Origin of the sequence: Mesorhizobium sp. B2-4-13 (assembly GCF_006658535.1) — a bacterium.
GTDB classification, from domain to species: Bacteria; Pseudomonadota; Alphaproteobacteria; order Rhizobiales; family Rhizobiaceae; genus Mesorhizobium; species Mesorhizobium australicum.
Genome location: NZ_VFVB01000004.1, coordinates 403882 through 430082 on the forward strand (window position 1 = coordinate 403882; position 26201 = coordinate 430082).

At 63.0% G+C, this 26201-nt stretch carries 23 protein-coding genes; 13 read left to right on the forward strand and 10 right to left on the reverse strand.

Annotation, left to right across the window (positions count from 1 at the left end; all coding sequences use genetic code 11):
• Window positions 1–45: 45 nt before the first annotated feature.
• The gene (locus FJ936_RS13885) at window positions 46–699 is read right to left on the reverse strand and encodes a hypothetical protein (RefSeq protein WP_140793366.1); all 654 of its coding nucleotides are present in this window, start codon (window positions 697–699) and stop codon (window positions 46–48) included.
• Window positions 696–995 carry a DUF3572 domain-containing protein gene (locus FJ936_RS13890; protein WP_140793364.1) on the reverse strand — a complete coding sequence of 100 codons (300 nt, stop codon included), beginning with the start codon at window positions 993–995 and terminating at the stop codon, window positions 696–698. Before FJ936_RS13890 ends, FJ936_RS13885 begins: the two co-directional genes overlap by 4 nt.
• A 262-nt stretch (window positions 996–1257) precedes the next feature.
• Here FJ936_RS13890 and FJ936_RS13895 point away from each other — a divergent pair, with 262 nt between their 5' ends.
• The 10 genes from FJ936_RS13895 to FJ936_RS13945 all read left to right on the forward strand — a co-directional run bounded on the left by FJ936_RS13895 (window position 1258) and on the right by FJ936_RS13945 (window position 12491).
• Window positions 1258–1614 (forward strand): response regulator, encoded by a 357-nt coding sequence (locus tag FJ936_RS13895; RefSeq protein WP_280110242.1) that lies wholly within the window; start codon window positions 1258–1260, stop codon window positions 1612–1614.
• 33 nt (window positions 1615–1647) lie between these two features.
• The gene (locus tag FJ936_RS13900) at window positions 1648–3021 is read left to right on the forward strand and encodes a PleD family two-component system response regulator (protein ID WP_141906682.1); all 1374 of its coding nucleotides are present in this window, start codon (window positions 1648–1650) and stop codon (window positions 3019–3021) included.
• Window positions 3022–3565: 544 nt separating this feature from the next.
• Entirely contained in the window at window positions 3566–5119 is a 1554-nt protein-coding gene (locus FJ936_RS13910) for an FAD-dependent monooxygenase (RefSeq protein WP_181171505.1), read from the forward strand.
• Between the two features lie 67 nt (window positions 5120–5186).
• On the forward strand, window positions 5187–5921 hold the full coding sequence (locus tag FJ936_RS13915; protein ID WP_140793359.1) for a FadR/GntR family transcriptional regulator: 735 nt from the start codon (window positions 5187–5189) through the stop codon (window positions 5919–5921).
• Window positions 5918–7105, forward strand: a complete 1188-nt coding sequence (locus FJ936_RS13920; RefSeq protein WP_140616195.1) for a PLP-dependent transferase — start codon at window positions 5918–5920, stop codon at window positions 7103–7105. The genes FJ936_RS13915 and FJ936_RS13920 overlap by 4 nt, the downstream gene beginning before the upstream one ends.
• A 29-nt stretch (window positions 7106–7134) precedes the next feature.
• On the forward strand, window positions 7135–8412 hold the full coding sequence (locus tag FJ936_RS13925) for a sugar ABC transporter substrate-binding protein (RefSeq protein WP_140616197.1): 1278 nt from the start codon (window positions 7135–7137) through the stop codon (window positions 8410–8412).
• An 82-nt stretch (window positions 8413–8494) separates the two neighbouring features.
• Window positions 8495–9418: a sugar ABC transporter permease gene (locus FJ936_RS13930; protein ID WP_015317627.1), complete on the forward strand. Its 924-nt coding sequence runs from the start codon at window positions 8495–8497 to the stop codon at window positions 9416–9418.
• Entirely contained in the window at window positions 9418–10266 is an 849-nt protein-coding gene (locus FJ936_RS13935; protein ID WP_140793357.1) for a carbohydrate ABC transporter permease, read from the forward strand. Before FJ936_RS13930 ends, FJ936_RS13935 begins: the two co-directional genes overlap by 1 nt.
• 4 nt (window positions 10267–10270) lie before the next feature.
• Window positions 10271–11338 (forward strand): sn-glycerol-3-phosphate ABC transporter ATP-binding protein UgpC, encoded by a 1068-nt coding sequence (gene ugpC / locus FJ936_RS13940; RefSeq protein WP_141906683.1) that lies wholly within the window; start codon window positions 10271–10273, stop codon window positions 11336–11338.
• Between the two features lie 204 nt (window positions 11339–11542).
• A protein-coding gene (locus FJ936_RS13945) for an IS630 family transposase (protein WP_141906684.1) occupies window positions 11543–12491 on the forward strand; the annotation gives its coding sequence in 2 pieces (ribosomal slippage) (window positions 11543–11878 and window positions 11880–12491; 948 coding nt in all).
• 102 nt (window positions 12492–12593) lie between these two features.
• Here the strand turns inward: FJ936_RS13945 and rpmG are convergent.
• From rpmG to FJ936_RS13985, 8 genes are all read right to left on the reverse strand, one after another.
• Window positions 12594–12761 carry a 50S ribosomal protein L33 gene (gene rpmG, locus FJ936_RS13950; protein ID WP_006201775.1) on the reverse strand — a complete coding sequence of 56 codons (168 nt, stop codon included), beginning with the start codon at window positions 12759–12761 and terminating at the stop codon, window positions 12594–12596.
• Between the two features lie 154 nt (window positions 12762–12915).
• On the reverse strand, window positions 12916–13374 hold the full coding sequence (locus FJ936_RS13955) for a hypothetical protein (protein ID WP_140723513.1): 459 nt from the start codon (window positions 13372–13374) through the stop codon (window positions 12916–12918).
• A 114-nt stretch (window positions 13375–13488) separates the two neighbouring features.
• Window positions 13489–14667: an MFS transporter gene (locus FJ936_RS13960; protein ID WP_140794105.1), complete on the reverse strand. Its 1179-nt coding sequence runs from the start codon at window positions 14665–14667 to the stop codon at window positions 13489–13491.
• 77 nt (window positions 14668–14744) lie between these two features.
• On the reverse strand, window positions 14745–15485 hold the full coding sequence (locus FJ936_RS13965) for an NUDIX hydrolase (RefSeq protein WP_140794103.1): 741 nt from the start codon (window positions 15483–15485) through the stop codon (window positions 14745–14747).
• A 73-nt stretch (window positions 15486–15558) separates the two neighbouring features.
• A complete protein-coding gene (locus FJ936_RS13970; RefSeq protein WP_181171542.1) occupies window positions 15559–15993 on the reverse strand; it encodes a DUF983 domain-containing protein in 435 nt (144 codons plus the stop codon).
• Entirely contained in the window at window positions 15993–18299 is a 2307-nt protein-coding gene (rnr, locus tag FJ936_RS13975; protein ID WP_140794099.1) for a ribonuclease R, read from the reverse strand. Before rnr ends, FJ936_RS13970 begins: the two co-directional genes overlap by 1 nt.
• 6 nt (window positions 18300–18305) lie before the next feature.
• On the reverse strand, window positions 18306–20927 hold the full coding sequence (gene topA / locus FJ936_RS13980) for a type I DNA topoisomerase (RefSeq protein ID WP_015317636.1): 2622 nt from the start codon (window positions 20925–20927) through the stop codon (window positions 18306–18308).
• A 344-nt stretch (window positions 20928–21271) separates the two neighbouring features.
• Window positions 21272–21649, reverse strand: a complete 378-nt coding sequence (locus tag FJ936_RS13985) for a hypothetical protein (RefSeq protein ID WP_140616213.1) — start codon at window positions 21647–21649, stop codon at window positions 21272–21274.
• A 169-nt stretch (window positions 21650–21818) separates the two neighbouring features.
• Here FJ936_RS13985 and FJ936_RS13990 point away from each other — a divergent pair, with 169 nt between their 5' ends.
• The 3 genes from FJ936_RS13990 (at window position 21819) to glmS (ending at window position 26125) form a co-directional block, all read left to right on the forward strand.
• Window positions 21819–22565: a cytochrome c biogenesis CcdA family protein gene (locus tag FJ936_RS13990; protein ID WP_015317638.1), complete on the forward strand. Its 747-nt coding sequence runs from the start codon at window positions 21819–21821 to the stop codon at window positions 22563–22565.
• 158 nt (window positions 22566–22723) lie between these two features.
• Window positions 22724–24100, forward strand: a complete 1377-nt coding sequence (gene glmU / locus FJ936_RS13995) for a bifunctional UDP-N-acetylglucosamine diphosphorylase/glucosamine-1-phosphate N-acetyltransferase GlmU (RefSeq protein ID WP_140793152.1) — start codon at window positions 22724–22726, stop codon at window positions 24098–24100.
• Between the two features lie 201 nt (window positions 24101–24301).
• Window positions 24302–26125, forward strand: a complete 1824-nt coding sequence (glmS, locus tag FJ936_RS14000; protein WP_140793154.1) for a glutamine--fructose-6-phosphate transaminase (isomerizing) — start codon at window positions 24302–24304, stop codon at window positions 26123–26125.
• Window positions 26126–26201: the final 76 nt, after the last annotated feature.

The following is a 26201-nucleotide window of genomic DNA, read 5'->3' on the forward strand; positions in this document are numbered from 1 at the left end:
GTGCGAACCGGTTTTTTCGTCCGGGATCGCACCAAAACGCCTGGATTAGAACCCCAGCGCGCCAGCGATCTTAGGCGCGGCTTCGTGCCAATCCTGGACGACGATGACATCGTCCGGGACCGATGGCAGGAACGTACGCAGCGAATTGTCGGCCATCAGATGGAATAGGTTTGCGTCGGCGACCGAGTCACGCACCGACGCCAGATTGGCTGGCTGATCGTCGACGAAGACCACCGGCCGCCCGCTCCTGCCGCGCAGTTTGGCTACCGCCGGCCCCTTGGCCATTTCGGTGGTCAGCAGCGGATAGGCCAGCCCCAGTGCATCGAGATGGGCGCGTCGCACGGCGCGATGCCGGTGCGGCATGGCTGTCAGCAATATGATTTCGGCACGGTCTCCAAGCCCGGTCAGGGCTTCCGCGGCGCCATCGGTGATGCCTTGCCAATCGGCTTGCGCGTCGAAGAAATCCCCCAGGAGTGCGGTAACTTCGGGTTGTTCGATCAGGCGGCCGCTGGCTGTCTCGGCAATGTTGCCGGTCAGCCGGAAGGACGCCAGCGTCAGGCCATAGCCGCGCGCCTTGAGGAAATGCGGGAAGGGCCGGATGAATTCGAGCACCACGTCGTCGACATCGAGCACCAGCAGCGGTCGGTCGTCAGCCGCCAGTTCCTCGATCTGGCGCGCGGTTTCGGGATCATCGCTCATGTGGAGTGCTCGTGATTGTCATCGCCGAGCGGCAAGGCGCGCAACGCCTTGCCGACAGCCGCTGGTGGCGTGCCGGTTTCCTCGGCGAAGCGCATCAAGGTCGGCTCGTGGGCAAGAATGAACTGCAGGACGCCGGCCAGGAAACCCGGCTCGCCGGCCGCCCGGCGGATCGAATGCGCCTCTATTCCCGTGATTGCCAGAAAGCGCGGTAAAAGCTCCGGATCGGTGGCAACGAAGCCCAGTGCCTTGACGGCAATGGTTTCCGCCTCTTCGCGCATTGACGCTGCGTTTGCCATCACTACCTTCGGTGCGTGGAATGAGTCTCTCCCGCAGTAATGGCAAGAATTGCTTGCGGCAAGCCATTAGCGCGTGGCGCGCCTTTTGGACGCGCAGGGAGGCGAGGCGGAATTCGTGCTGCTTTGCAGGCTTCGGGTTTCCGTTTCGTCAATCATATTGCCGTATAGTGCAGCAGGGTTTGGTGCGTTCAAGGAAAGAGCGCATGACGGCCACCCCCGGGTGGAGGACGGCCGGGACGGGATGCCGATGCCTAAGAAGGTGATGATCGTCGAGGACAATGAGCTCAATATGAAGCTCTTTCGGGACCTCATCGAAGCAAGCGGTTACGAGACGGTGCGCACCCGCAACGGTCTGGAGGCGCTCGACCTGGCGCGCCAGCACCGGCCGGACCTCATCCTGATGGACATCCAGCTGCCCGAAGTGTCGGGACTGGAAGTGACCAAATGGCTGAAAGAGGACGACGATCTGCACGTCATCCCGGTGATTGCGGTGACTGCCTTTGCGATGAAAGGCGACGAGGAACGCATCCGCCAAGGCGGCTGCGAGGCGTATATTTCGAAGCCGATCTCGGTGCCGCGTTTCATCGAAACCATCAAATCTTATCTGGGCGATGCCTGATGTACCCTTCCAGCCGAGCCGGAGCGTTGTGAAATGACTGCGCGGATCCTCGTCGTCGACGACATCCCTGCCAATGTGAGGCTGCTGGAAGTCCGGCTGCTGGCCGAGTATTTCGAGGTTCTGACCGCCACCAATGGGTCCGATGCGATCGAGACCTGCGAGAACGGCAAGGTCGATGTCGTGCTGCTCGACGTGATGATGCCCGACATGGACGGGTTCGAGGTCTGCCGGCGATTGAAGAGCGATCCGGCGACGTCGCACATTCCGGTGGTGATGATCACCGCGCTCGATCAGGTCACCGACCGCGTGCGCGGGCTCGAGGCCGGCGCCGACGATTTCCTGACCAAGCCGGTCAACGACTTGCAGCTGATGACGCGCGTCAAGAGCTTGGTTCGCCTGAAGTCGTTGACCGACGAGCTTCGGCTGCGCGCCTCGACCACGCGCAACATCGGCATCGAAGAACTTTTGAGCCGCAATTTCGCGTCCGAGGACAAGACGCCGAAGGTGCTTTTGATCGACGAGCGCAAATCGTCGGTCGAGCGCATCCAGAAGATGCTGCGCGACCGTGCCGACCTCGACGTCACCGGCGATCCGCATGCCGGGTTCTTCCAGGCCGCGGAGACGCCCTATGAATGCGTGATGATCTCGACGGCTTTCGCCGATTTCGATCCGCTCAGGCTCTGCTCGCAACTGCGCTCGCTCGACCGCACCCGTTTCGTGCCGATCATCCTGCTGGCGGAGGAGGGCGAGGAGGAGCGCATCATCCGAGGGCTCGAACTCGGCATCAACGACTATCTGATGCGGCCGATCGACCAGCAGGAACTGACGGCGCGGCTGCGTACCCAGGTGCGCCGCAAGCGCTACAATGACCAATTGCGCGCCAGTGTCACCCAGACCATCGAAATGGCCGTGACCGACGGCCTCACCGGGCTGCACAATCGCCGCTATCTAGACAGCCATCTGCAGACGCTGTTCGATCGCGCCGTGGCGCGGCGCCGGCCGCTGTCGGTAATGATCACCGATCTCGACCGCTTCAAGTCCATCAATGATGCGCATGGGCATGACGGCGGCGACGAGGTGCTGCGCGAATTCGCGCGGCGGCTGCGCAAGAACGTCCGGGGTATCGACCTTGCCTGCCGGTTCGGCGGCGAGGAGTTCGTGGTGGTAATGCCCGATACCGACGGCGCAGTGGCCGAGAAGGTGGCCGAGCGCATTCGTGCCGAAATCGCCCAGATGCCGTTCGCCATCGGCGCCGAGGGCAAGACGATCGAGGTCACCGTCAGTGTTGGCGTGTCATCGGTGCTGAAGGGCGTGGACACGGTGGCGGCATTGATGAAACGCGCCGATCTCGCGCTCTACGAAGCCAAGAGCGGCGGCCGCAACCGCGTCGTTGCCAAGGCAGCTTGACGCTCCGGCCCCGATAATCCGGTCAACCCCAACAGGGTTACCCATTTACCTTAATCCAAGCGATTCGCGAGCCTTGGTTAAGAAACTGTTGATTTCCATAAGCTCTTGCGCAAATGTGAAGGCCAAGACGAAGCCGGCACGAGGTAGACAGCCGGCTCGATCCTCGAATACCCCATGATGCTCAGGTCCGCCGCATCTCCTGGGTCCGTGGGGTCGGCCGGCCGGCGCTGGCACATAGTGGCCTCCTCGTACCGCTGCCAAACGCCGACCGGCCCCCTTTGCCCGATATGACATCAGGAATCTGCGTCAAGCCCCGGAAGAACCGGGGCTTTTTTGCGGCAGGTCCCGCTTTTCTGGACTGTAACGGCTTCGGTTGCACCCTCGCGTGCTATTGCTTGGCAACACCGCGACTTTTTCGCCGCCATATGCATAAGTGGAGAAGAGGAGCCAGCCCCCTCCATTTCATACATATGGCGCGCAAGGGGCTTGCGGCAAGACCCGGCTGTTCCCGTAGAACCACGACCCAGGAAACGGGAGTGGCGAAATGCCGGAATTGTTGCCAGGAGGCCGAGTGCGTCGGGATCATGCGGTGGTGATCGCCGGAGGCGGTCCGACCGGGTTGATGCTGGCTGGCGAACTCGCATTGGCGGGCGTCGATGTGGCCGTTGTCGAGCGGCGGCCAAACCAGGAACTCGTCGGTTTGCGCGCGGGCGGCCTGCACGCACGCACCATCGAGGTGCTCGACCAGCGCGGAATTGCCGACCGGTTCCTCTCGCAGGGACAGACATCGCCGTCGGTGGGCTTCCACATGATCCGATTGGACATCAGCGACTTTCCCACGCGGCACAACTATCTGCTGGCACTGCGGCAAAACCACATCGAGCGGATATTGGCCGACTGGATCAGCGAGTTCGGCGTGCCGATCTATCGCCGGCAGGACGTCACGGGCTTCGCACAGGATGATGGTGGCGTCGACATCGATCTGTCTGGCGGCCAGCGGCTGCGGACGCAGTATCTCGTCGGCTGCGACGGAGGACGCAGCATGATCCGCAAGGCCGCGGGGATCGCGTTCGAAGGATGGGATCCGACGATGAGCTGGATGATCGCCGAGGTCGAGACGGCGGAGGAACCAGCATTGGGCTTTCGCAGTGACGCCCATGGTATCCATGCGATCGGCAAGATTGAGGAAGACGGCCGGGTGGGTATCGTGCTGACCGAGCGACAACTGACCATTGGTGGCGAACCGACACTGCGCGATCTCAGCGAGGCGCTTGTCGGTGTCTACGGCACCGATTACGGGGTCCACAGTCCGACCTGGATTTCCCGGTTCACCGACATGACGCGGCAGGCTGCCGCTTACCGCGACAGACGTGTTCTGCTGGCCGGTGACGCCGCGCATATCCATCCCCCAATGGGCGGACAGGGCCTCAATATCGGCGTGCAGGACGCGGTGAACCTGGGGTGGAAGCTGGCCCAGGTGGTCAAGCGGATGTCACTGGAAGGCCTGCTCGACAGCTACCATGCCGAACGCCATCCGGTCGCCGCCCGCGTGCTGCGCAACGCGATGGCGCAGGTCGCGCTTCGCCGGATGGATGCTCGCACCAAGGCCTTGAGCGACACATTCGCCGAACTGCTCGCCATGGATGGGCCACGCAAACGGATCGCCGCGGAGATGTCTGGCCTGGGTGTCCACTACGATCTCGGGGAGGGGCACGCGCTGCTTGGGCGACGAATTCCCGACCTCGATCTCTCCACCGCTGATGGGCCGTTGCGACTGTTCACGTTGCTCCACGACGCGCGGCCGCTGCTCCTCAATTTCGGTGAGCCAGGCAGGCTGGACATTGCGCCTTGGGCCGACCGGATCCGGCAGATCGACGCATCGTATGCCGGTGCCTGGGAGCTTCCCGTACTCGGAACGGTCGCCGCACCCGACGCGGTCTTGATCCGGCCCGATGGATACGTGGCCTGGGTTGGCGTTGAGGATGGACAGGGATTGGCCGATGCGCTGACCAGATGGTTCGGACCGGATGCCGGAGCCGGGCGCCCCTCCGAACGCAGCGCGTCACCTTCACGGCCTGAAAGGCCGGCTGCCTCCTGACAAGCGATTGACAGGAGGTTCCATCTATGCAGAAATTGGTTGGACCATTGGACCACTTGGAGGAAATGTGGACCAGAACAGCCTGCCACCCATCCAGACGACGGCGCGTGACGACGCCGTGCTGAAGGCATTGGTGGGCTTCGTCCGCGCCGAGGCCTTGCGGCCTGGCGAGCGACTGCCGACCGAGCGCATTCTAGCCGAACGGCTCAAGGTCAGCCGCAACACGGTGCGCGAGGCGCTGACGCGGTGGGAAGGATTGGGCCTGGTCGAACGCCGGCAAGGCAGCGGCACGTTTCTCAAGGTGGCCGTCTCGCCCGACATGCTGCATTTGCCGCTGACGCTGGCGGGCGGCAATGACTTCACCAGCCTGATGCAGACGCTGGAAATACGCCGCGCGCTGGAGGCGGAAGCAGCGGCACTGTGCGCCGAGCGGGCAAGCCCGGCCGACATTGCCGAGATCGAGGGCAAGCTCGATATCATGGAGCAGGCGTTTCGCACCCTTGATGGCATGTCGTCGGAAGAGGACTGGGAATTCCACCAGGCGATCTACCGGGTTTCCGGCAATCCACTGTTCGAACAGATCATCGCGGCCATGCACGAACTGTTCCATCGCTTCTGGGAGCATCCGCTCGGTGTGCGCGATTTCGGCCATGCCAGCTTTCCCTATCACCGCACCATCTACGAACGTATCGCCGCGCGGGATCCGCAGGGCGCCCGCGACGAGGCGCTCAAGCTCATCGCCACCGTCGAGGACGACCTCAAGCGCGGTGCGGCCAAACTCAAGCTTTCGGACCTGAAATGAACGGGCATCCAGACGGTTTCGACCACGATTATCTCGCCGAGGCGGCGACGCTTTTGGCGCATGACGAACCGTTTCCCGGCGGCGCCGTCGTGCCGCCGATCTACCAGACCTCGTTGTTCACTTTCGCCAATTATGCGGAAATGGCGGATACCTTTGCCGGCAAACGAAAGCAGCCGATCTATTCCCGCGGCGACAATCCGACGGTCATGGAGTTCGAGGCTCGTGTCGCCGCGCTCGAGGGTGCAGAGGCCGCACGCGGCTTCTCCAGCGGCATGGCGGCGATCAGCGCCACCGTGCTTGCCTTCGTCGGGGCGGGCGAGCGCATCGTTGCTGTACGCAACTGCTATGGCGATGCCTACCGGCTGTTCGAGCGGCTCCTGCCGCGGCTCAACATCAAGGTCGACTATGTCGATGGTTCCGACCCGGACGCGGTCGCGGCGGCGCTTCCCGGCGCCAAGCTGCTCTATCTGGAAAGCCCGACCTCGATGGTGTTCGAGCTCCAGGACCTGCCGCATCTGACCCGGCTGGCAAAAGAGCAGGGCATCGTCACCACCATCGACAATTCCTGGGCGACGCCGGTGTTCCAGAAGCCGATCTCGCACGGCGTCGACCTCGTGCTGCACTCGGCCTCGAAATATCTCGGCGGCCACAGCGACACGGTCGCCGGCGTGGTGGCTGGCTCGGCAGCGCATATCAAGCAGATCAACGAGCAGACCTATTCCTATCTCGGCGGCAAGCTGTCGCCGTTCGAGGCCTGGCTTTTGCTGCGCGGCCTGCGCACGCTGCCGCTGCGCCTGCCGCACCATATGAAGAGCGGGCTTGCCATCGCCGAGCGGCTGAAGGCGCATGGCGATGTCGAGCGGGTGAACCATCCGGCCTATTCGAACCATCCGGGCAAGGCGACGCTTGCCGGCTATGGCGGGTTGTTCTCGTTCGAGGTTACCGAGGACATCGACATTCCCGCCTTCGTCGACGCGCTGAAATATTTCCGCATCGGCGTCAGCTGGGGTGGGCATGAGAGCCTGGTCGTACCGGCCAAGGCGTCGCTGGAGCAGACGCCAGGACTGAATTCGATGGCGCGCTTCGGCGTCAGCCCCCGAACCATCCGCTTCAATGTCGGATTGGAAAGTGTCGAGGATCTCTGGGCGGATGTCGCCCAGGCCCTCGAAAAAGCCAGAAAATAACAAGCGGGTTCAAAATGGGAGTCTTGAACATGAAAAAACTGACCGTCTTGCTTGCCACCGTCGCGGGGCTGGCGATTTCCGCCGGTGGCGCCCTCGCCGATTCAACCCTGAAAATGGTCGAGGTGATCACCAGCCCGCCACGCACCGAATTCCTCAAGAAGCAGATCGCCGAGTTCGAGGCGGCCAATCCAGGCGTCAAGGTCGAACTGGTCTCGCTGCCCTGGGGCCAGGCTTTCGAGAAATTCCTGACCATGGTGCAGGCCGGTGACACGCCCGATGTGGTCGAGATGCCGGAACGCTGGATGGGGCTTTACGCCAACAATGCCCAGCTCGAGGATCTCGGCCCCTATATGGCCAAGTGGGACGACGCCAAGACGCTCGGCGACCGTGCCAAACAGTTCGGCTCGACCGTCAACAACACCCAGTTCATGATCCCCTATGGCTACTATGTGAACGCGCTGTTCTGGAACAAGAAGCTGTTCAAGGAGGCTGGTCTCGACGGCCCGCCAGCGACGCTCGACGAGTTTGTCGCCGATTCCAAGAAGATCTCGGCCATTCCCGGAAAATACGGCTACTGCCTGCGCGGCGGGCCGGGCGCCTTCAACGGCATGCACATGTTCATGAACATCGCTCAGGGCAAGGGCGGCTATTTCAACGAGGACGGCACCTCGACCATCAATGAAGAGGGCTCGGTCAAGGGCCTGCAGATGCTGGCCGACATGTACAAGAATGGTCTCGCGCCGAAGGATTCCGTAAGCTGGGGCTTCAACGAAACCGTCACCGGTTTCTACTCCGGCACTTGCGCCATGCTCAATCAGGATCCGGACGCGCTTCTCGGCATCGCCGACAAGATGAGCGCCGACGACTTCGCCGTGGCGCCGCTGCCGGTCGGACCAAGCGGAAAGTCCTATCCGACGCTCGGCTATGCCGGCTGGGCGATGTTCGCCAACTCGCAGCACAAGGATGATGCCTGGAAGCTGATGGCGACGCTTCTGTCGCCGAAGGACAATCTGGAATGGGCCAAGGAAGTCGGCGTCGTGCCGATCCACAACGGTGCCGACCAGGATCCCCATTTCAAGACCGAGCAGTTCAAGGGCTGGTTCACGGAACTCAGCGACAGCTCCAAATATGAAATGGTGACGCCGCCGACGCATCTGGAAAACCTCGGCAATTTCGTCGACCAGGTCGCGATCAAGAACTTCCAGGAAGTGCTGCTCGGCCAGAAGACGGCCAAGGAGGTCGCCGACCAGTGGGCTGCCTTCCTGACCAAGGAACAGCAGGACTGGCTGGCGAAGAACAAGAAGTAGCTTTTCTTCCCTTCTCCCCGTGAACGGGGAGAAGGACGCTCATTGTCCATCCAGCCGCTCCAGGGAGCCATTTCTCAGCCAAATGACCTATGCCGTATCCGAAATTCGATCCGCAGCGGCGCCGCGAAAAAAGCGGCTCTCCTACGCGACGATCGAGCCTTGGCTCTACCTCAGCCCGGCGATCATCCTGCTGGTCGTGGTGCTGCTCGTGCCGCTGGTCATCGGCATCAGCTATTCCTTCCGCAAATTTTCGGCTTTCAAGTCCGAGTATGTCGGGCTCGGGCAGTATCAGGCGATGCTGTCGGACCAGGTGCTGGGCCAGGCGCTGATCAACACGTTGTGGTGGACGGCGGCCAGCCTGTTCTTCCAGTTCTTCCTCGGCCTTGGCCTGGCGCTGCTGCTCGACAAGCCTTTTCCAGGCCGCAAGGCGGTGCAGGCGCTGGTGTTCCTGCCCTGGGCGGTGCCGTCCTTCCTGTCGGGCCTGACCTGGGCCTGGCTGTTCAACCCGATCGTCGGTCCGCTGCCGCACTGGCTGTTCGCCTTGGGGCTGAAAGCCGAACCGACCAACGTCCTGTCCGATCCCTCCACCGCCATGTGGGGGCCGATCATCGCCAATGTCTGGTTCGGCATTCCGTTCTTCGCCATAACGCTGCTGGCGGCGCTGAAGTCCATTCCCTCGGAACTGCATGAAGCGGCGGCGATCGACGGCGCTTCGCCGTGGCAACGTTTCACCAAGGTGACGCTGCCTTTCCTGGCCCCGACCATCGCCATCACGGTGATGTTGCGCACGATCTGGATCGCCACCTTCGCCGACCTGATCTTCGTCATGACCGAGGGCGGGCCGGCCGGGTCGACCAACACGGTGCCGGTCTACATCTATGTCAGCGCCTTCAAGTCGCTGGACAAAGGCTATGCCTCGGCTGTGGCCGTGCTGCTGCTGGTGCTGCTCATCGCCTACGCGATCGTGCTGATCGCCATCCGCCGCTCGCTGGTGAGGCACGTCTGATGATTGCCGGACGCTCAGCTTCACAGCGCTTCTTCGGTGGCATCGGCCTTTACGCCGCGATCGCCGCCTACGTCGTCTTCGCTCTGTTCCCGATCTACTGGACGCTGAAGATCTCGGTCACGCCGGAGCGGCTGCTCTATTCCGAAGGCATCACTTTCTGGCCGTCGAACATGACATTGCAGAATTTCGTGACCGTGCTCGAAGCCACCGATTTCCCGCGCTATTTCCTCAACAGCGTCATCGTCTCGGTGTCCACTGCGGCACTGGTCACGGTCATCGCCACGCTTGCCGGCTACGCCATGTCGCGTTTCACCTTTCGCGGCAAGGCCGCACTGGCTCTCATGTTGCTGCTGACCCAGACCTTTCCGCTGGTGATGGTCATTCCGCCTATCTACCGCGTGATGGGGCAGATCGGCCTGATCAACAGCCTGACCGGGCTGATCATCATCTACACCGCCTTCAACACCGCCTTCGCCACCTTCCTGATGCAGTCCTTCTTCGACGGCATCCCCAAGGACCTGGAGGAGGCGGCGATGATCGACGGCTGCACGCGCGCGCAGGCGATGCGCAAGGTGATCGTGCCGCTGACGCTGCCCGGCATGGGCGCGACACTTGGCTTCGTCTTTACCGCCGCCTGGAGCGAGCTGCTGTTCGCGCTGATGCTGATTTCCAGCGACGACCAGAAAACCTTCGCCGTCGGCCTGCTCACCTTCATCGGCAAGTTCGCCGTCGACTGGGGACAGATGATGGCGGCGTCGATCCTGGCGCTGATCCCGGTCTGCATCTTCTTCGCTTTCCTGCAACGCTATCTCGTCACCGGCCTGACCGCCGGCGCCGTCAAAGGATAGACCGATGGCCTCTGTCACGCTCGAAAAGGTCCGCAAGGATTATGGCGCCGTGCGCGTCCTGCACGGGGTCGATCTCGAAATCGCCGATGGCGAGTTCGTCGTGCTGGTCGGACCGTCCGGCTGCGGCAAGTCCACGCTGTTGCGCATGATCGCCGGGCTCGAGGAAGCCTCGGGCGGCGAGATCCGCATCGGCGAGCGGCTGGTCAATGACGTGGCGCCCAAGGACCGCGACATCGCCATGGTGTTCCAGTCCTATGCGCTCTATCCGCATATGGACGTCTCGAAGAACATGGGCTTCAGCCTGATGCTGCGAAAGGCCGAGAAGCCGGCGATCGATGCGCGCGTCGATGGTGCCGCCAAGCGGCTGGGGCTCGATACGTTCCTGCAACGCCTGCCCAGGCAATTGTCTGGTGGCCAGCGCCAGCGCGTCGCCATGGGCCGCGCCATCGTGCGCGATCCCAAGGTTTTTCTCTTCGACGAGCCGCTGTCGAACCTCGATGCCAAGCTGCGCGTTCATATGCGCGCCGAGATCAAGGCGCTGCACCAGCAGTTGAAGACCACTTCGGTCTACGTCACCCACGACCAGATCGAGGCGATGACCATGGCCGACCGCATCGTCGTCATGCATGACGGGCTGATCCAGCAGGTGGGGGCGCCGCTCGATCTCTATGACCGGCCGGCCAATATGTTCGTCGCCGGCTTCATTGGCTCGCCTGGAATGAATTTCCTGCCGGCCACGGTGGAGAAGGGCGGCAAGGTGAACGCCGTGTTGTCCGATGGCCAGAAGCTTCGGCTGCCGGACGGCCTGCCGCTCAGGGACGGTGACGTCATCACCGTCGGCCTGCGGCCCGAGCATATCCGGCTGGCTGACGACGGCACGCTGCAAGGCGAAGTAGGAGTGGTGGAGCCGCTCGGCCTGTCGACGCAGTTCTACGTCAAGCTGGCCGGCCAGCAGCTTTGCGTCTTTGCGATGGGGCGCGCGGCCGTGAAGCCTGGCGACATGGTGCGCCTGTCGGCCGATCCGGCATCGCTGCATTTGTTCGACGGGAAGAGCGGCGACCGCATCGGCTAGAGCATGATGCCGAAAAGTGTGAAGCGGTTTTCGGACGACATCATGCTCTATCTCTTTGATTTAGAGACGGATTCAGATTTCAGGTCGACTCGACCTGAAATCATCCGGCTCTAGAGCGGTTCATCGCTTGATAGAATCGGAAGGGATTCCCGCTCGGTTGGATTTGTGATTCAAGATGCTGGCTGGATTGGAGGCCAGCATCAGATGGTTCGACCTCTTTCCGAGGATCTTCGCGAGCGGGTTGTGGCGGCGGTTTTGAGTGGCGAGAGCCGCCGGTCGGCCGCCAAGCGGTTCAGTATCGCGAATTCGACGGCAGTGAAGTTGTTGCAGCGCCATCAGGCGACCGGTTCGATAGCGCCTGGCAAGATGGGTGGACATCGCAAGAGAGTGCTGGAGCCACACCGTGCCTTCATCGAGGCGCGCATGCGTGAGACGCCGCATCTGACGTTGCACGGCCTTAAGGATGAACTGGCCGGTCGCGGGGTCACGGTTTCGCACAACGCAGTGTGGCAGTTCCTGTGCCGCGAGGGGCTGAGCTTCAAAAAAAACGCTGTTCGCTCTTGAGCAGGCGCGCGCTGATGTTGCCCGCAGGCGACAGCGGTGGCGAGCCTGGCAGCCTGGCCTGGATCCGCAGTGCCTCGTCTTCATCGACGAGACCTGGATCAAGACCAACATGGCCCCGCTGCGCGGTTGGGGGGCCAAGGGCAAGCGACTGCGCGGCCTGGCTCCGCATGGCCACTGGCGCACGCTGACTTTCCTCGGTGCGCTGCGCTGGGATCGGCTCGCGGCACCTTGCGTCTTCGACGGACCGATCAACGGCCAATGCTTCCGCGCCTATGTCGAGCAGCAACTCATCAGTGTGCTCAAGCCCGGCGATATCGTCATCATGGACAATCTTGGAAGCCATAAGTCGGCGGCCATCAGGCAGATGATCAAGGCTGCAGGCGCAAGGCTTTGGTACCTGCCGCCCTACTCCCCGGATCTCAATCCCATCGAGCAGGCCTTCGCCAAGATCAAACACTGGATGCGCCAAGCGCAGAAACGAACCGTCGAGGACACGTGGCGCCACATCGGCCACCTCGTCGCAACGATCGAGCCTGAAGAATGCGGCAACTACTTCGCGAATGCTGGATACGCTGCCATCAAAACATGAAAGACTCTAAGGCGCTCAGCCGGGCTGACGGACTTCAGCCGCCCGCCCAAACGAAAACGCCGCCCGATGGGCGGCGTTTGGCATTCCAGAGGAAAAACCAGATTACTTGATCTTGGTTTCCTTGAATTCGACGTGCTTCTTGGCGACCGGGTCGTACTTGCGGAACGACAGCTTGTCGGTCTTGGTACGGCTGTTCTTGCTGGTGACGTAGAAGAAACCGGTGTCGGCGGTCGACAGAAGCTTGATCTTGATGTTTGCGGCTTTGGCCATGATCTCAGTCCGTTATGTTCGTGGGGTTTTGGCCGCTGGAGCACGGGAAAACACCCGGACGCGGGAAACTTGGCGCGACACATAAAGAACGTGCCTGGAAAGTCAAGCCCGGCCAACCTGATGTGGCCAGCCCAAGCTGCCCAGAATGCATAAATCAGGCGGTTTCCGCCTCGGATACCGCAACCTTCTTCCAGTCTCCGGTCGTGTTCCACCAGCGATTCGGATTGGCACGGTCGTCCAGCCCCTTGGAGCGGCTGGCAAGGATCGGCTGGATGCGGATCACCGGTTCCTGATAGGAATGCGCCTGGAAGATCGCTTCGACGACGCGGGCCGCCAGCGTCTGGTCGTCGGGCAGTTCGAACGAAACCTCGACCGTGCCCGGGCGGCGGCGCAATTCGGTCTCGGCGCCGGCCGCGGCCCCTTCAAGCGGCCTGTAGCGCTCGATGCCGTGTGCCGACTGATACGCGTTGCGGTCATATTTGCCCATGGCGAGCGGTGCGATCGCGACAACCGCGTCCATGATGCGGTCAACATCGGCAGCTGGAGCCTGGAAGGTTACAAGCAGCAGAAGCGTCATTCGCAGTGATGTGGTCTCAAAGCCGCTGTCGATCATGGCAGTGTCCTCAACTTCGGGTATCAGGGGACACTCTTTTAACCGGACGCTCCTGACACGGTTCTGTCAGCATCCGCCGCGGCGCGGCGGATAAGGGCACTCGACGGCACAGCGTTACAGCAGGAGCTTGCGCACGAGCCTGAAGCAGACCAGGGCGATGTAGGCGCCGAAGAACAGGCCGAGTGACCAGCCGAATCCGGAAGGCCCGAAACTGTCCATTCCGATGCCGATCGCCTGCGGGCCAAGCACCATGCCGACGCCGTAGCAGAGCACGAAGGCGGCGTTGGCGGAGGCCAGTTCGTGGCCGGAGAGCTGCGAGCCGAGATGGGCGAGGCCGATCGTGTACATGGCGGCGACGACACCGCCCCAGACGAAGAGTAGCGCGGCCATCAAATGCCAGTTCGCGGCAAAGAACGGCATGAATATCGTGCCGACGAGGCCGACCGTGGCGCAGGCGAGCAAGAGATAACGCCGGTCGGAGACGCGGTCGCTGATCATGCCGATCGGAATCTGCAACAGCACATTGCCGAGGCCGATCATGGTCAGCAGCAGCGCCGCGTCGGCCTCGGAATAACCGATGCGGTTGCCGTAGACCGGGAACAGCGCGAAGCCGCCTGTCTCAACCGCGCCGAACACGAGCACGGCGAAAGTCGCGGTCGGCACCAGCCAGATATAACGCAGGAAGTGGCTGGTTTCGCTGTCGGCCACGATGGTCGGGCTTTCGTTGCGCGCGGCGAGCACCGGTATGGCAGCCAGCGTCACCAGGGCAATGATGACGCCGAACGGCCTGAAGCCGGAGCTGCCGAGATGGGCGAACAGCCACGGCCCGGCGGCAAAGCCGAGCGACAGGACGGTGGCATAGATGCCAAGCACAAGGCCGCGCCGGTGTGGCGGCGCCGAGGTGCTGATCCAGAATTCCGACAGGATGAACAGCACGGTCAGCGCGACGTGCAGAACGACGCGCAGCGGAAACCACATCCAGAAATCGGGCGCGAAATGGAAACCGACGAAGGCGAGCGCGCCGGTGACGATCATGGCGATCATGGTCCAGGCGACGCCGAAGCGCATGGCGAGCGGCGTGGCCAGCGGCGCCCCGGCGATCGAGGCCAGGCCGGCGACAGCCGTGTTCAGGCCGATCATCGAGGCCGAATGACCGCGTGTTTCCAGGATGACGCTGAGCAAGGGCATGCCGAGGCCAATGGCGATGCCGACGACGCTGATCGACGAAATGGCCGCCACCATCGGCAGCCAGTGTACGCGTTCGTCGCCCTGTGGTTGGGTATCGACCGTCATGGGATGCTGAATACTCTGTCTTTTTGATCTTGCGCAATTCCCGTGGGAAACCGCGGCACAGTTTTCCTGGAATTGCTTTAGAGAAGTTCGCGGGTGAAGCGGTTGCGGACAAGTCGGTAGAAAGGGACAGGTCCGCCCGGCCGAAGCGGCGGATCGTCGGCGAGCCGCTTTTCCAGCTCGTCCAGGATCATGCGGGTGATGTCGGGTATGTCGGCCTGCTTGGCCTTGGCGAGCGGCAGCCAGACCAGTTCCTCCAATTCGTTGGTCGGACCGCCATCGGGCAGTTCGACGGCGACGTCGCCACGCCAGGCGCTGAAGAAGCGGGTGTCGAAGCGGCGCACCCGGTTCGGCGGAGTGATGGCGCGCGCGACGAAGCGCAATGCCTCCAGCGACGGTGCCACGCCATGTTCGACGAAACCCTGCCAATCGCGCCTGGTCGTGGCAAAGGCGCCTTTGCGGCCGATCAGCAGGCCGGCTTCCTCGTAGGTCTCGCGGACCGCCGACAAAGCAATGGCGCGGGCGCGGGCGTGGCTGGTGCGGCCGGGGCCGGCCGTCAGCTTGGCTTCTTCGTGCTGGTCGAGTGCCGTTGCTGTCGGTATGCGGCTGTCGGCAGGGTCGGTTCGACCGCCGGGGAACACGAACTTGCCTGGCATGAAAGCGTGTGCGGCGTGGCGGCGTCCCATCAACACCAGGACGTCGTCGCCCTTGCGGTCGAGGAGAATGAGCGTCGCGGCGTCACGCGGACGCAGGCGCCCGCCGCCATGAGTGGCAAGACCCTTGTCGAGCTTGTCGGCATCCGCCTTGGTCAATGCTTCCATGCGCAGGGACCTAGCGGAAACTTCTTGCATGCGAAAGTGGCCTTGACGATTGGCGTGTTGCGCCAGCGGCGCCTTAGGCGCCGTGGTGGGACTCCGTCCCATCCTTTTCGCCACCGAACCCGTGCATATAGAACGCCCATTGCAGTCCGATGACGGCACCCTTGACCGGTTGCAGCAGCGCGATGGAGAGCAGGATGGTCAAAGGCACCCATATGGCAATGTGCTGCCAGGTGGAGAGCGTCGAGGTCGCTTCCACGCCCATGAAGGCACCGAGAACGATATGGCCGACGATGACGATGACCAGGTAGGCCGGCAGATCGTCGGCGCGATGGTGATGGATCTCCTCGCCGCAGACGCTGCAGGTTTCGACAGTCTTGGTGAAGCCGCGGAACAGCTTGCCTTCGCCACAGTTGGGGCAGCGGCCCAAGAAGCCCCGCCTCATCGCCGTCCACAATGGGCGGGCAACCCGGCCAGAGTGATGTTCGCCGCCAAAAATCTGTTGTTCCATCATCGTCTCCTGCCGCGCGGCCCCGGTCGCGTTTGCGACGCACGGGCGCGGCCCTTAGCCTTGTGAAACGACCTGCTGGAGCCTGGCAGGGGCTTTGGGTCGGTCAACATCTCGAAGCGCATCGCGCCGGCCATTGGCGCCACCTCGACGAGCCGGACCTCGACGCGGTCCGCGAGCTGGTAGCCTTTGCCCGAGCGTTCTCCGAACAGGGAGCGTGCCGTTTCGTCGTATATATAGTAATCGCCGCCCAAAGTTGACACCGGGATGAAACCATCGGCGCCATACTGCGGCAATTGGACAAAAAGTCCTGATTTGGTAACGCCGGAGATGCGGGCGTCGAAGCGGTCGTCGATGCGCTCGGCGAGGTAGGCCGAGATCAGCCGGTCGACCGTGTCGCGCTCGGCAGCCATCGCGCGCCGCTCGGTGCCGGAGATCAGCACCGCAACATCTTCGAGGCGGGCCTCCTCATCCTGCGTCAGCCCGCCGGGGCCGAGACCGAGCGCGGCAATAAGTCCGCGATGCACGATCAGGTCGGCGTAGCGGCGGATCGGCGAGGTAAAATGGGCGTAACGGCTGAGGTTGAGGCCGAAGTGGCCGATGTTCTTGGGCGAATATTCGGCCTGGCTCTGCGAGCGCAGCACCACTTCGTTGACCAGCGCCTCATTGTCGGCGCCGCGCACACGCTCAAGAATGCCGTTGAACTGGCTGGGCCGCATCTGGGCGCCGCGTGCCAATGACAAGCTAAGCGTCTGCAGGAATTCGCGCAGCGATTCCTGCTTGGCCAGCGACGGCGCGTCATGAACTCGATAGACCAGCGCCTGCTTCTTGCCTTCCAGCGTTTCGGCCGCGGCGACATTGGCCTGGATCATGAACTCTTCGATCAGCTTGTGGGCGTCGAGCCGCTCCGGCACGATGACGCGGTCGACCGTGCCATCCGGCTTGAGCAGGATCTTGCGCTCCGGCAGGTCGAGTTCCAGCGGCTGGCGGCCGTCGCGGCCGCGCTTGAGGATCGCATAGGCCTCCCACAGCGGCCTCAGCACAGTGTCGAGGATCGGGCCGGTCTTGTCGTCCGGTACACCGTCGATCGCGGCCTGGGCCTGGCTATAGGCCAGCTTGGCCGCCGACTTCATCATGACGCGGTGGAAGGAGTGCCTGATCTTTCTGCCCTCGGCGGAGAAAGTCATGCGCACCGCGAGTGCCGGGCGATCCTGACCCTCGCGCAGCGAACAGAGATCGTTGGAGATGCGCTCGGGCAGCATCGGCACGACGCGATCTGGGAAATAAACCGAATTGCCGCGCTTCAGCGCTTCGCGGTCGAGCGCCGTGCCATGGCGGACATAGGCCGCGACATCCGCGATGGCGACCGTCGCGATGACGCCGCCGGGATTCTTCTCGTCGAGATCAGGGGTGGCGAAGACCGCGTCGTCATGGTCCTTGGCGTCGGCCGGATCGATGGTAACCAGCGGCAGGTCGCGCCAGTCCTCGCGATGGTCAAGCGTCGCGGGCTTCACCGCCTCGGATTCGGCAATGACGTCGGCCGGGAAAATGTGGGGAATGTCGTGCGCGTGGATGGCGATCATCGAAACCGCCTTTTCGCTGGTCAGCGAACCCAGCACATTCAGCACCTTGGCGCGGGGCAACCCAAAGCGGGAGGCTCGCGCTGGCTCGACTTCGACAAGATCGCCGTTTTTGGCGCCGTTCTGGAATTCCTTGTCGACGATCAGCTCGGGCTGGCGCCGTTCCACCGGCTCGATGCGGAAGCTGCCGTCCTGAAGCACGCGAAAGACACCGAGAACGGCGTCCGTGCGCTTCTCAAAGATCTTGATCACCCGGCCGGTATAGGCGGGCCCTGACGGATCGTCGGTCGGGAAGGTTTTGGCCAGCACGCGGTCGCCGATGCCTGGCGCGGGACCATTGCCGCTGCGCGAAACACGGATCGAGACCACGGGAGGCTCGCCCGGACCGACTGCCTCGGCCGGGTGCGCCAGCAAGATGCCATCGCCGTCGCGGCCAAAGATGTCGAGCACGGCGACATGGGGTAGGGCGCCGACCCAGGCTAACCGCTTGCGCTCCTTGGTCAGAACGCCTTCGTCCTGCAGGTCGCGCAGGAGATCCTTCAGCCAGATGCGGTCGTCGCCGCGCAGCGCGAACGCCTTGGCGATGTCGCGCTTTCCGGCGCGATCTGGGTTTTCGGCGATATAGCGCAGGATTTCGTCGCGCGAGGGCCGATAATCGTCCTTGACCTTGGCCCGGGTGTCGGCGGTGCGGGGATCGCCGTGACTTCTTCCGGTGATCCTGCGCGCCACGCCGTTCTACCCTTTTTTCTTCGCGGCCGGCTTCTTGGCCGCTGTTTTCTTGGCGGCGGGGGCTTTGGTTGCCGCCGCCTTGCGGAACGGCTTCTTGCCACCGCCGCCCTTGGCTTCCTTTTCGGCGATCAGCGCCAGCGCATCCTCGATCGTCACCGATTGCGGATCCTTGCCCTTGGGCAGCGTGGCGTTGACCTTGCCGAAATTGACGTAGGGGCCGTACTTGCCGTCGCGCACGACGATCTTGCCGCCGCCATCCGGATGGTCGCCAAGCTCCTTCAGAGCCGCAGCCGTGCCACCATTGCGGCCACCCTTGCCCTTGGACTGCTTCTCGGCAATCACCGTGACGGCACGGTTGAGGCCAATGGAAAACACATCCTCGATGCTGTCGAGATTGGCGTAGGTGCCATCGTGCAGCACGAACGGCCCGTAACGGCCGAGGCCGGCCGAGATCATCTTGCCGGATTCGGGATGTTTGCCCACGTCGCGCGGCAGCCCCAGCAAGGCGAGCGCCTTCTCATGGTCGATGGAATCAGGCGTCCAGCCCTTGGGCAGGCTCGAACGTTTTGCCTCCTTGCCGTCGCCGCGCTGGATGTAGGGGCCGAAGCGGCCGGAGCGCAGCGTGATTTCCTCGGCCGTGTAAGGATCCTTGCCCAGCACCTTGGTGCCGTCCTCGCCGCCGCCATTCTCGCCATTGGGATTGGCGGCGTCGCCGAGCTGGCGGGTGAAGGAGCATTCAGGATAATTCGAGCAGCCGACGAAAGCGCCGAACTTGCCGAGCTTCAGCGACAGATTACCGGTGCCGCATTTGGGGCAGATGCGCGGGTTGGAACCGTCCTCGCGGGCGGGAAAAACCAGCGGCGCCAGTTCCTCGTTCAGCGCATCGAGCACATCGGTGACGCGCAGCTCCTTGATGTCGGCGACGGCGCCCGAAAAATCCTTCCAGAAATCGCGCAGCACGTCCTTCCAGGCGAGCTTGCCGTCGGAGATCTCGTCGAGCTTTTCTTCCAGCGATGCCGTGAAGTCATACTCTACATAGCGCTCGAAGAAGCTTTCCAGGAAGGCCGACAGCAGGCGGCCCTTGGCCTGCGGCACCAGCCGGCGCTTGTCGATGGTGACGTAGTCTCGGTCCTCGAGCGTCTTCAGGATCGCGGTGTAGGTCGAGGGGCGGCCGATGCCGAGTTCTTCCAGCTTCTTGATCAGCGACGCCTCGGAGTAGCGCGGCGGCGGCTCGGTCGTGTGCTGGGTGGCATTGATCGCGCGGCGGGCAAGCTGCTCGCCGGAGCGGATCTCCGGCAGACGGCGGTTTTCCTCGTCTTCGGCGTCGTCCTCCTTCTGATCGGTGTAGGCGGCGATGAAGCCGTCGAAGCGAACGACCGAGCCGACAGCGCGAAGTTCCGCGGTGCGGGCGCCATTCAGCGCCTCGATCTCGACTGTGGTACGTTCGATCTCGGCCGACTGCATCTGGCTTGCGATGGCGCGCTTCCAGATCAGTTCATAAAGCCGCATCTGGTCGGAATCGAGATATTGCCTGACCGATGCAGGGGTGCGCATGAAATCCGTCGGCCGGATGGCCTCGTGCGCTTCCTGCGCGTTCTTGGCCTTGGCGGTGTATTGGCGCGGCTTCTCCGGCAGGTATTTCGGGCCGAATTCCTTGGCGATGGCATCGCGCGCGGCGTCGATCGCCTCGGGGGCCATCTGCACGCCGTCGGTTCGCATATAGGTGATCAGGCCGGTGGTCTCGCCGCCGATCTCCATGCCCTCATAGAGCCGCTGGGCCACCTGCATCGTGCGCGTGGCCGAGAAGCCGAGGCCCGATGAAGCAGCCTGCTGCAATGTCGAGGTGGTGAAGGGCGGGCCGGGGTTGCGCTTGGTCGGCTTGGCTTCGACGGACAGCGCCTTGAAGGTGGCGCCTTCGAGCATCGCCTTGATGTCGTCGGCCTGTGCCTTGTTGGCAATGTCGAGCTTTTGCAGCTTCTTGCGTTCGAAGGCGGTGAGGCGGGCTTCGAAGGTCTCGTTGCGCGGTGTGCCGAGGAGAGCTGATATCTGCCAGTATTCCTCGCGGATGAAGCGCTCGATCTCGGATTCGCGGTCGCAGACCAGGCGCAGCGCTACCGACTGGACGCGGCCGGCGGAGCGGGCGCCCGGCAATTTGCGCCACAGGACAGGCGACAGGGTGAAGCCGACGAGATAGTCGAGCGCGCGGCGGGCCAGATAAGCGTCGACCAGCGGCGCATCGATCTGGCGCGGATTGGCCATCGCCTCCAGCACCGACGATTTGGTGATGGCGTTGAAGACGACGCGGCTGACCGGCTTGTCCTTCAGCGCGCGCTTCTGCTTGAGCACTTCCAGAACGTGCCAGGAGATGGCTTCACCTTCGCGATCCGGGTCGGTGGCGAGGATCAGGCCGTCGGCGTCCTTGACTGCCTTGGCGATGTCGGCGAGCCGCTTGCCGGAGGCGGTGTCGACCGCCCAGGACATGGCAAAATCCTCATCCGGGCGCACCGAGCCATCCTTGGCCGGCAAATCGCGGACATGGCCGAACGAGGCCAGAACCTTGTAGTTCCTGCCCAGATATTTGTTGATTGTTTTTGCCTTGGCCGGCGATTCGACGACGACGACGTCCATGAGGTCTCATATCAGCTGTGATGCGGCAGAAGAATTCCGCTGCGCGCGACGAAATCTCGGTTCTGTTCGTCGCTCACATGGCCGCGCTTTTGCATCCGGTCAAGGGCAAGCGCCCAAATTGCGGGGCCGCCGACAGCAATACACTCTAAGAGTGTATGGAGAACATCACATATTTTAGAATGAGTGGGCGCAAGCCTCGGAAGATTGGGAGAGGTTCAATTTGTTGCTGGTCCAACCGGCCTGGAATGGGTCAGGTCGAGTCCGCGACGGCCCGGCCGCCGGACTTGGAGGGATGCCCGGCGGCCGGTGAGAAGTCCCGTTTGGCGGACCTCCCGATGGGGAAATCAGTCCGCCTTGACGACGTGCCAGACGCCGGCGACGCCATCACCGGTCACGTCGCCGGCCTTCTTGTCCTTGATGAAGGTGTAGACCGGCTTGCCGTCATAGGCCCACATCTTGGTGCCGTCGGTACGGTCGACGACGCTCCATTCATCGTCCGCCTTGGCGCCGGCCTTGGCCTTCAGCGGCGGCCAGTTGGTGGCGCACTTGTCGTAGCAGTTGGTCTTGCCCTTCTGGTCCTTGTCATAGGTGTAGAGCGTCATGCCATTGGCGTCGGTGTAGATCTTGGTGCCATTGACCTCGGCTTCCTTCCACGCTTCGGCGGCAAAGGATGCGGCGGTGCTGAGCAGGAGCGCGGCCAGCGCTGCGGTTATCGTTTTCATGGAAATCTCCGTGGCTGATATTCGAAGGCGCGCGGCAAATCGCGGCCTCGTCGTGTCAACGCCTTGCGCCGATGCTTTCTTCCCCGCCCGCGATGACTTGCCACACGATGGTGATTGGCGGACAAACCGGCGTGCCGCTATATCGGACGCCAAAGGTTGGAGTTTTGGAATGGCATTGGATATCGGCTATGTCAGCGCGGTCGGGGCGGGGGCCATCTCCTTCCTGTCGCCATGCGTGCTGCCGCTGGTGCCGCCTTATCTCTGCTACATGGCCGGCGTCTCCGTCGACGATTTCCGCGGCAATGCAGGTGCGACGGCACGCGAGGGCGCGCGCGGCGCGCTGCTCTATTCCTCGATCGCCTTCGTGCTCGGTTTTTCCACCGTGTTCGTCGCGCTGGGCGCCGGCGCGTCGACCATCGGCCGGCTGCTGCGCGTCTGGCAGGAGCCGCTGGCGATGGGCGCCGGCGTGCTGATCATCCTGATGGGCCTGAACTTTTTGGGCATCCTGCGCATCCCGCTTCTGTCACGCGAGGCCCGCTTCCAGTCGCAGGGCAAGCCGGCCAGTGCCGTCGCCGCCTATGTCATGGGCCTTGCGTTCGCCTTCGGCTGGACGCCCTGCATCGGCCCGGTGCTGGGGCCGATCCTGACGCTGGCCGGTGGCCGCGAGACGGTCGGCGAGGGGGCCCTTCTGCTCGCCGCCTATTCGCTCGGCCTCGGCATCCCGTTCCTGATCGCGGCGCTGTTCTCCGGCGCTTTCATGCGCTTCCTCGGCAAATTCCGCGTCCATCTCGGCCGCGTCGAAAAGGCGATCGGCGCGTTGCTGGTGGTCGCCGGCGTGTTTTTCCTCACCGGCGGCGTGCAGACGGTGTCGTACTGGCTGCTGGAGAATTTCCCGGTGCTGGGGCGGCTGGGCTGACGATTGTCGACTTGGGGCGAGCTATGGGACTCAACTGAGGACCCGTTGATTAAGAGTCAGCTGCTCTATCATCTCACCGGAATTTAACCGCATTGGTGCAGCATGGCGCCACTGCTATCCTGTATTGATTCCCAACCCTTTCATACGGTTGCCCGTCCATGAGCCAGAGATCCTGCCTGTCCGTCATCCTCGCAGCCGGCGAAGGCACGCGCATGAAGAGCGCGCAGCCGAAGGTGCTGCATCAGATCGCCGGGTTGCCGATGGTGGCCCATGTGGTCAAGGCGGCCGAAGCCGCGGGTGCGAGCGGGCTGGCGCTGGTGATTGGCCATGGCGCCGACGAGATGCGCAAGGCGGCGGCGAAGTTTGCACCGAAGGCGGAAACCTTCGAGCAGGAAAAGCGCTTGGGTACGGCGCATGCCGTTATCGCTGCCCGCGCAGCGATATCAAGGGGTTATGACGACGTCCTCGTGATGTTTGGCGACACGCCACTGATCGATGCGGATGCGCTCACGGTGGCGCGGCGGAGATTGGCGGAAGGTGCTGCCGTCGTGGTGATCGGATTCCGCCCACCCAATCCGGCCGGCTATGGCCGGTTGATCGAAAGGGATGGCAAGCTCACAGCTATCCGCGAGGAAAAAGACTGCTCCGAAGAGGAGAAGAAAATCGGCTTCTGCAATGCCGGCATGATGGCGGTGGCCGGCGCGCACGCGCTGAAACTGCTCGACGCGGTCGGCAACGAGAATGCCAAGGGCGAGTATTATCTGACCGATATCGTCGAGATCGCCAGTGCACAAAATCTCGATGTCGTTGCCACCGAAGCCAGCTTCGAAAGCGCGCTCGGCATCAACAATCGCGCCGAATTGGCGCAAGCCGAAGCCATCTGGCAACAGCGCCGGCGCCATGACGCGATGCTGTCGGGCGTGACTCTGATCGCCCCGGAAACCGTGTTTTTCTCGCACGACACCGAAATTGGCGCCGACACCATCGTCGAACCCAACGTCTGGTTTGGTCCGGGCGTGAGGATCGCCAGCGGCGCCAAAATCCACGCCTTCAGCCACGTCGAGGGCGCCACCATCGCTTCCAATTGCGATGTCGGGCCGTTCGCCCGGCTGCGGCCAGGCGCCGATCTCAGGAACAAGGCCAAGGTCGGCAATTTCTGCGAGGTCAAGCAAGCCGTTATCGAGGACGGCGCCAAGGTCAACCATTTGACCTATATTGGCGACGCGCGTGTCGGCGCGGGCGCCAATATCGGGGCGGGCACCATCACCTGCAACTACGACGGCTACTCAAAGTTCTTCACGGACATCGGCGAGGGTGCCTTCATCGGCTCCAATTCCTCGCTCGTGGCGCCGGTCACCATCGGCAATGGCGGCTATATCGCCTCGGGCAGTGTCATCACCGAAAGCGTGCCCGACGATGCGCTGGCCTTCGGCCGGGCTCGCCAGAAGACGATCCCCGGCAAGGGCAAGGAATTGCGCGAACGCTTTGCTTCCGCGGCGGCCGCGAAGAAGAAAGCGGCTGGCGCCGACCACTAGCGATTGGTCGACGGTCTGCTTTTTCGCCGAAGCAATCGAAAAAACCGAACGATTGCCGTAACCGGATTGCAAGAGCGGGCTGTCATGGTGCATGCCTGCTGAAGCGTCCGTTACAGCGGACGAAATGCAATGTGACTTTCGCGGCAGGCCGGCCACGCCTAAATATCGCTGGTTTTCCGTGGGCAATCGGGGACTGTCTGCATGTGCGGTATCGTTGGAATCGTCGGCCACTCGCAGGTTGCGCCGCTCATCGTCGACGCACTGAAGCGGCTCGAATATCGCGGCTATGACTCCGCCGGCGTCGCCACCATTGAGAAGGGCGAGCTGGGCCGCCGCCGTGCCGAGGGCAAGCTGGTCAACCTCGAACGCCGGCTCAAGGATGAGCCGCTCGACGGCAGGATCGGTATCGGCCATACGCGCTGGGCAACCCACGGCGTGCCCAACGAGACCAATGCGCACCCGCATTTTTCGGACGGCGTCGCCATCGTCCACAACGGCATCATCGAGAATTTCGCCGAACTGCGCGAGGAGCTGATCCGCGACGGCTATTCCTTCTCGTCGCAGACCGACACCGAGGTCGTGGCGCATCTGGTGGCGCGCGAACTCGCCAGGGGGCTAAAGCCGGTCGAAGCCGCGCATAAGGCGCTGAAGCGGCTGGAAGGCGCCTTTGCGCTAGCCATCATGTTCAAGGGTGACGAGGACCTGATCGTCGGCGCGCGCAATGGCCCGCCTTTGGCCGTTGGCCATGGCGACGGCGAGATGTTTTTGGGGTCCGACGCCATCGCGCTCGCTCCGTTCACCAATTCGATCACCTATCTCGAGGACGGCGACTGGGCGGTGGTGCGTCGCGACGGCGTCGCCATCTTCGACATCGACGGCAAAAAAGTCGACCGCAAGCGCCAGCAGTCGCTCTCGACCAGCTTCATGGTCGACAAGGGCAACCGCCGCCATTTCATGGAGAAGGAGATCCATGAGCAGCCCGAGGTGATCTCGCACACGCTAGCTCATTATGTGGATTTCGTCTCCGGCGTCTCCAAGCCGCTCGATCTGCCATTCGACTTTGCCAAGATCGGCCGGCTGGCGATCTCCGCCTGTGGCACCGCCTATCTCGCCGGCCTGATCGGCAAATACTGGTTCGAGCGCTATGCGCGGCTCCCGGTCGATATCGATGTCGCGTCGGAATTCCGTTACCGCGAGATGCCGTTGTCGGCCAACGACGCCGCCTTCTTCATCTCGCAATCGGGCGAGACCGCCGATACACTGGCCTCGTTGCGCTATTGCCGCAAGGCCGGGATGAAGATCGGCGCCGTCGTCAACGTGCGGGAATCGACCATGGCGCGCGAATCCGACGTCGTGCTGCCGACGCTGGCCGGGCCAGAGATTGGCGTCGCTTCGACCAAGGCTTTCACCTGCCAGCTGTCCGTGCTCGCGTCGCTTGCCGTGCGCGCTGGCGTGGCGCGCGGAGCGATCTCGAATGAGCAAGAGAAAACGCTGGTGCGAGCGCTTTCGGAAGCGCCGCGCTATGCCAACCAGGTGCTGAAGCTCGAAGAGCAGATCGAACGGATCGCGCGGGAACTGTCGCGTTACAAGGACGTGCTCTATCTCGGACGGGACACCAATTTCCCGCTCGCCATGGAAGGCGCGCTGAAGCTGAAGGAGATTTCCTACATCCACGCCGAAGGCTATGCCGCCGGAGAGCTGAAGCATGGGCCGATCGCGCTGATCGACGAGAACATGCCGGTGATCGTGATCGCGCCGCACGACCGCATCTTCGAAAAGACCGTGTCCAACATGCAGGAAGTGGCGGCGCGTGGCGGCAAGATCATCCTGATCACCGACGCCAAGGGCGCGGCACAGGTGAGCCTGAAGACGATGGAGACGATCGTGCTGCCGGATGTGCCGGAAATCATCTCGCCGATCATCTATGCGCTGCCGATCCAGATGCTCGCCTATTTCGCCGCCGTGTTCATGGGCACCGACGTCGACCAGCCGCGCAATCTGGCGAAGTCGGTGACGGTGGAATAGGCTCTTGTAAACAGGCGCCTTTAAAAACTTCGCAGTTCCAAAGCGTCTTCCGGTTCACTAATGTCGCGTCGCAATA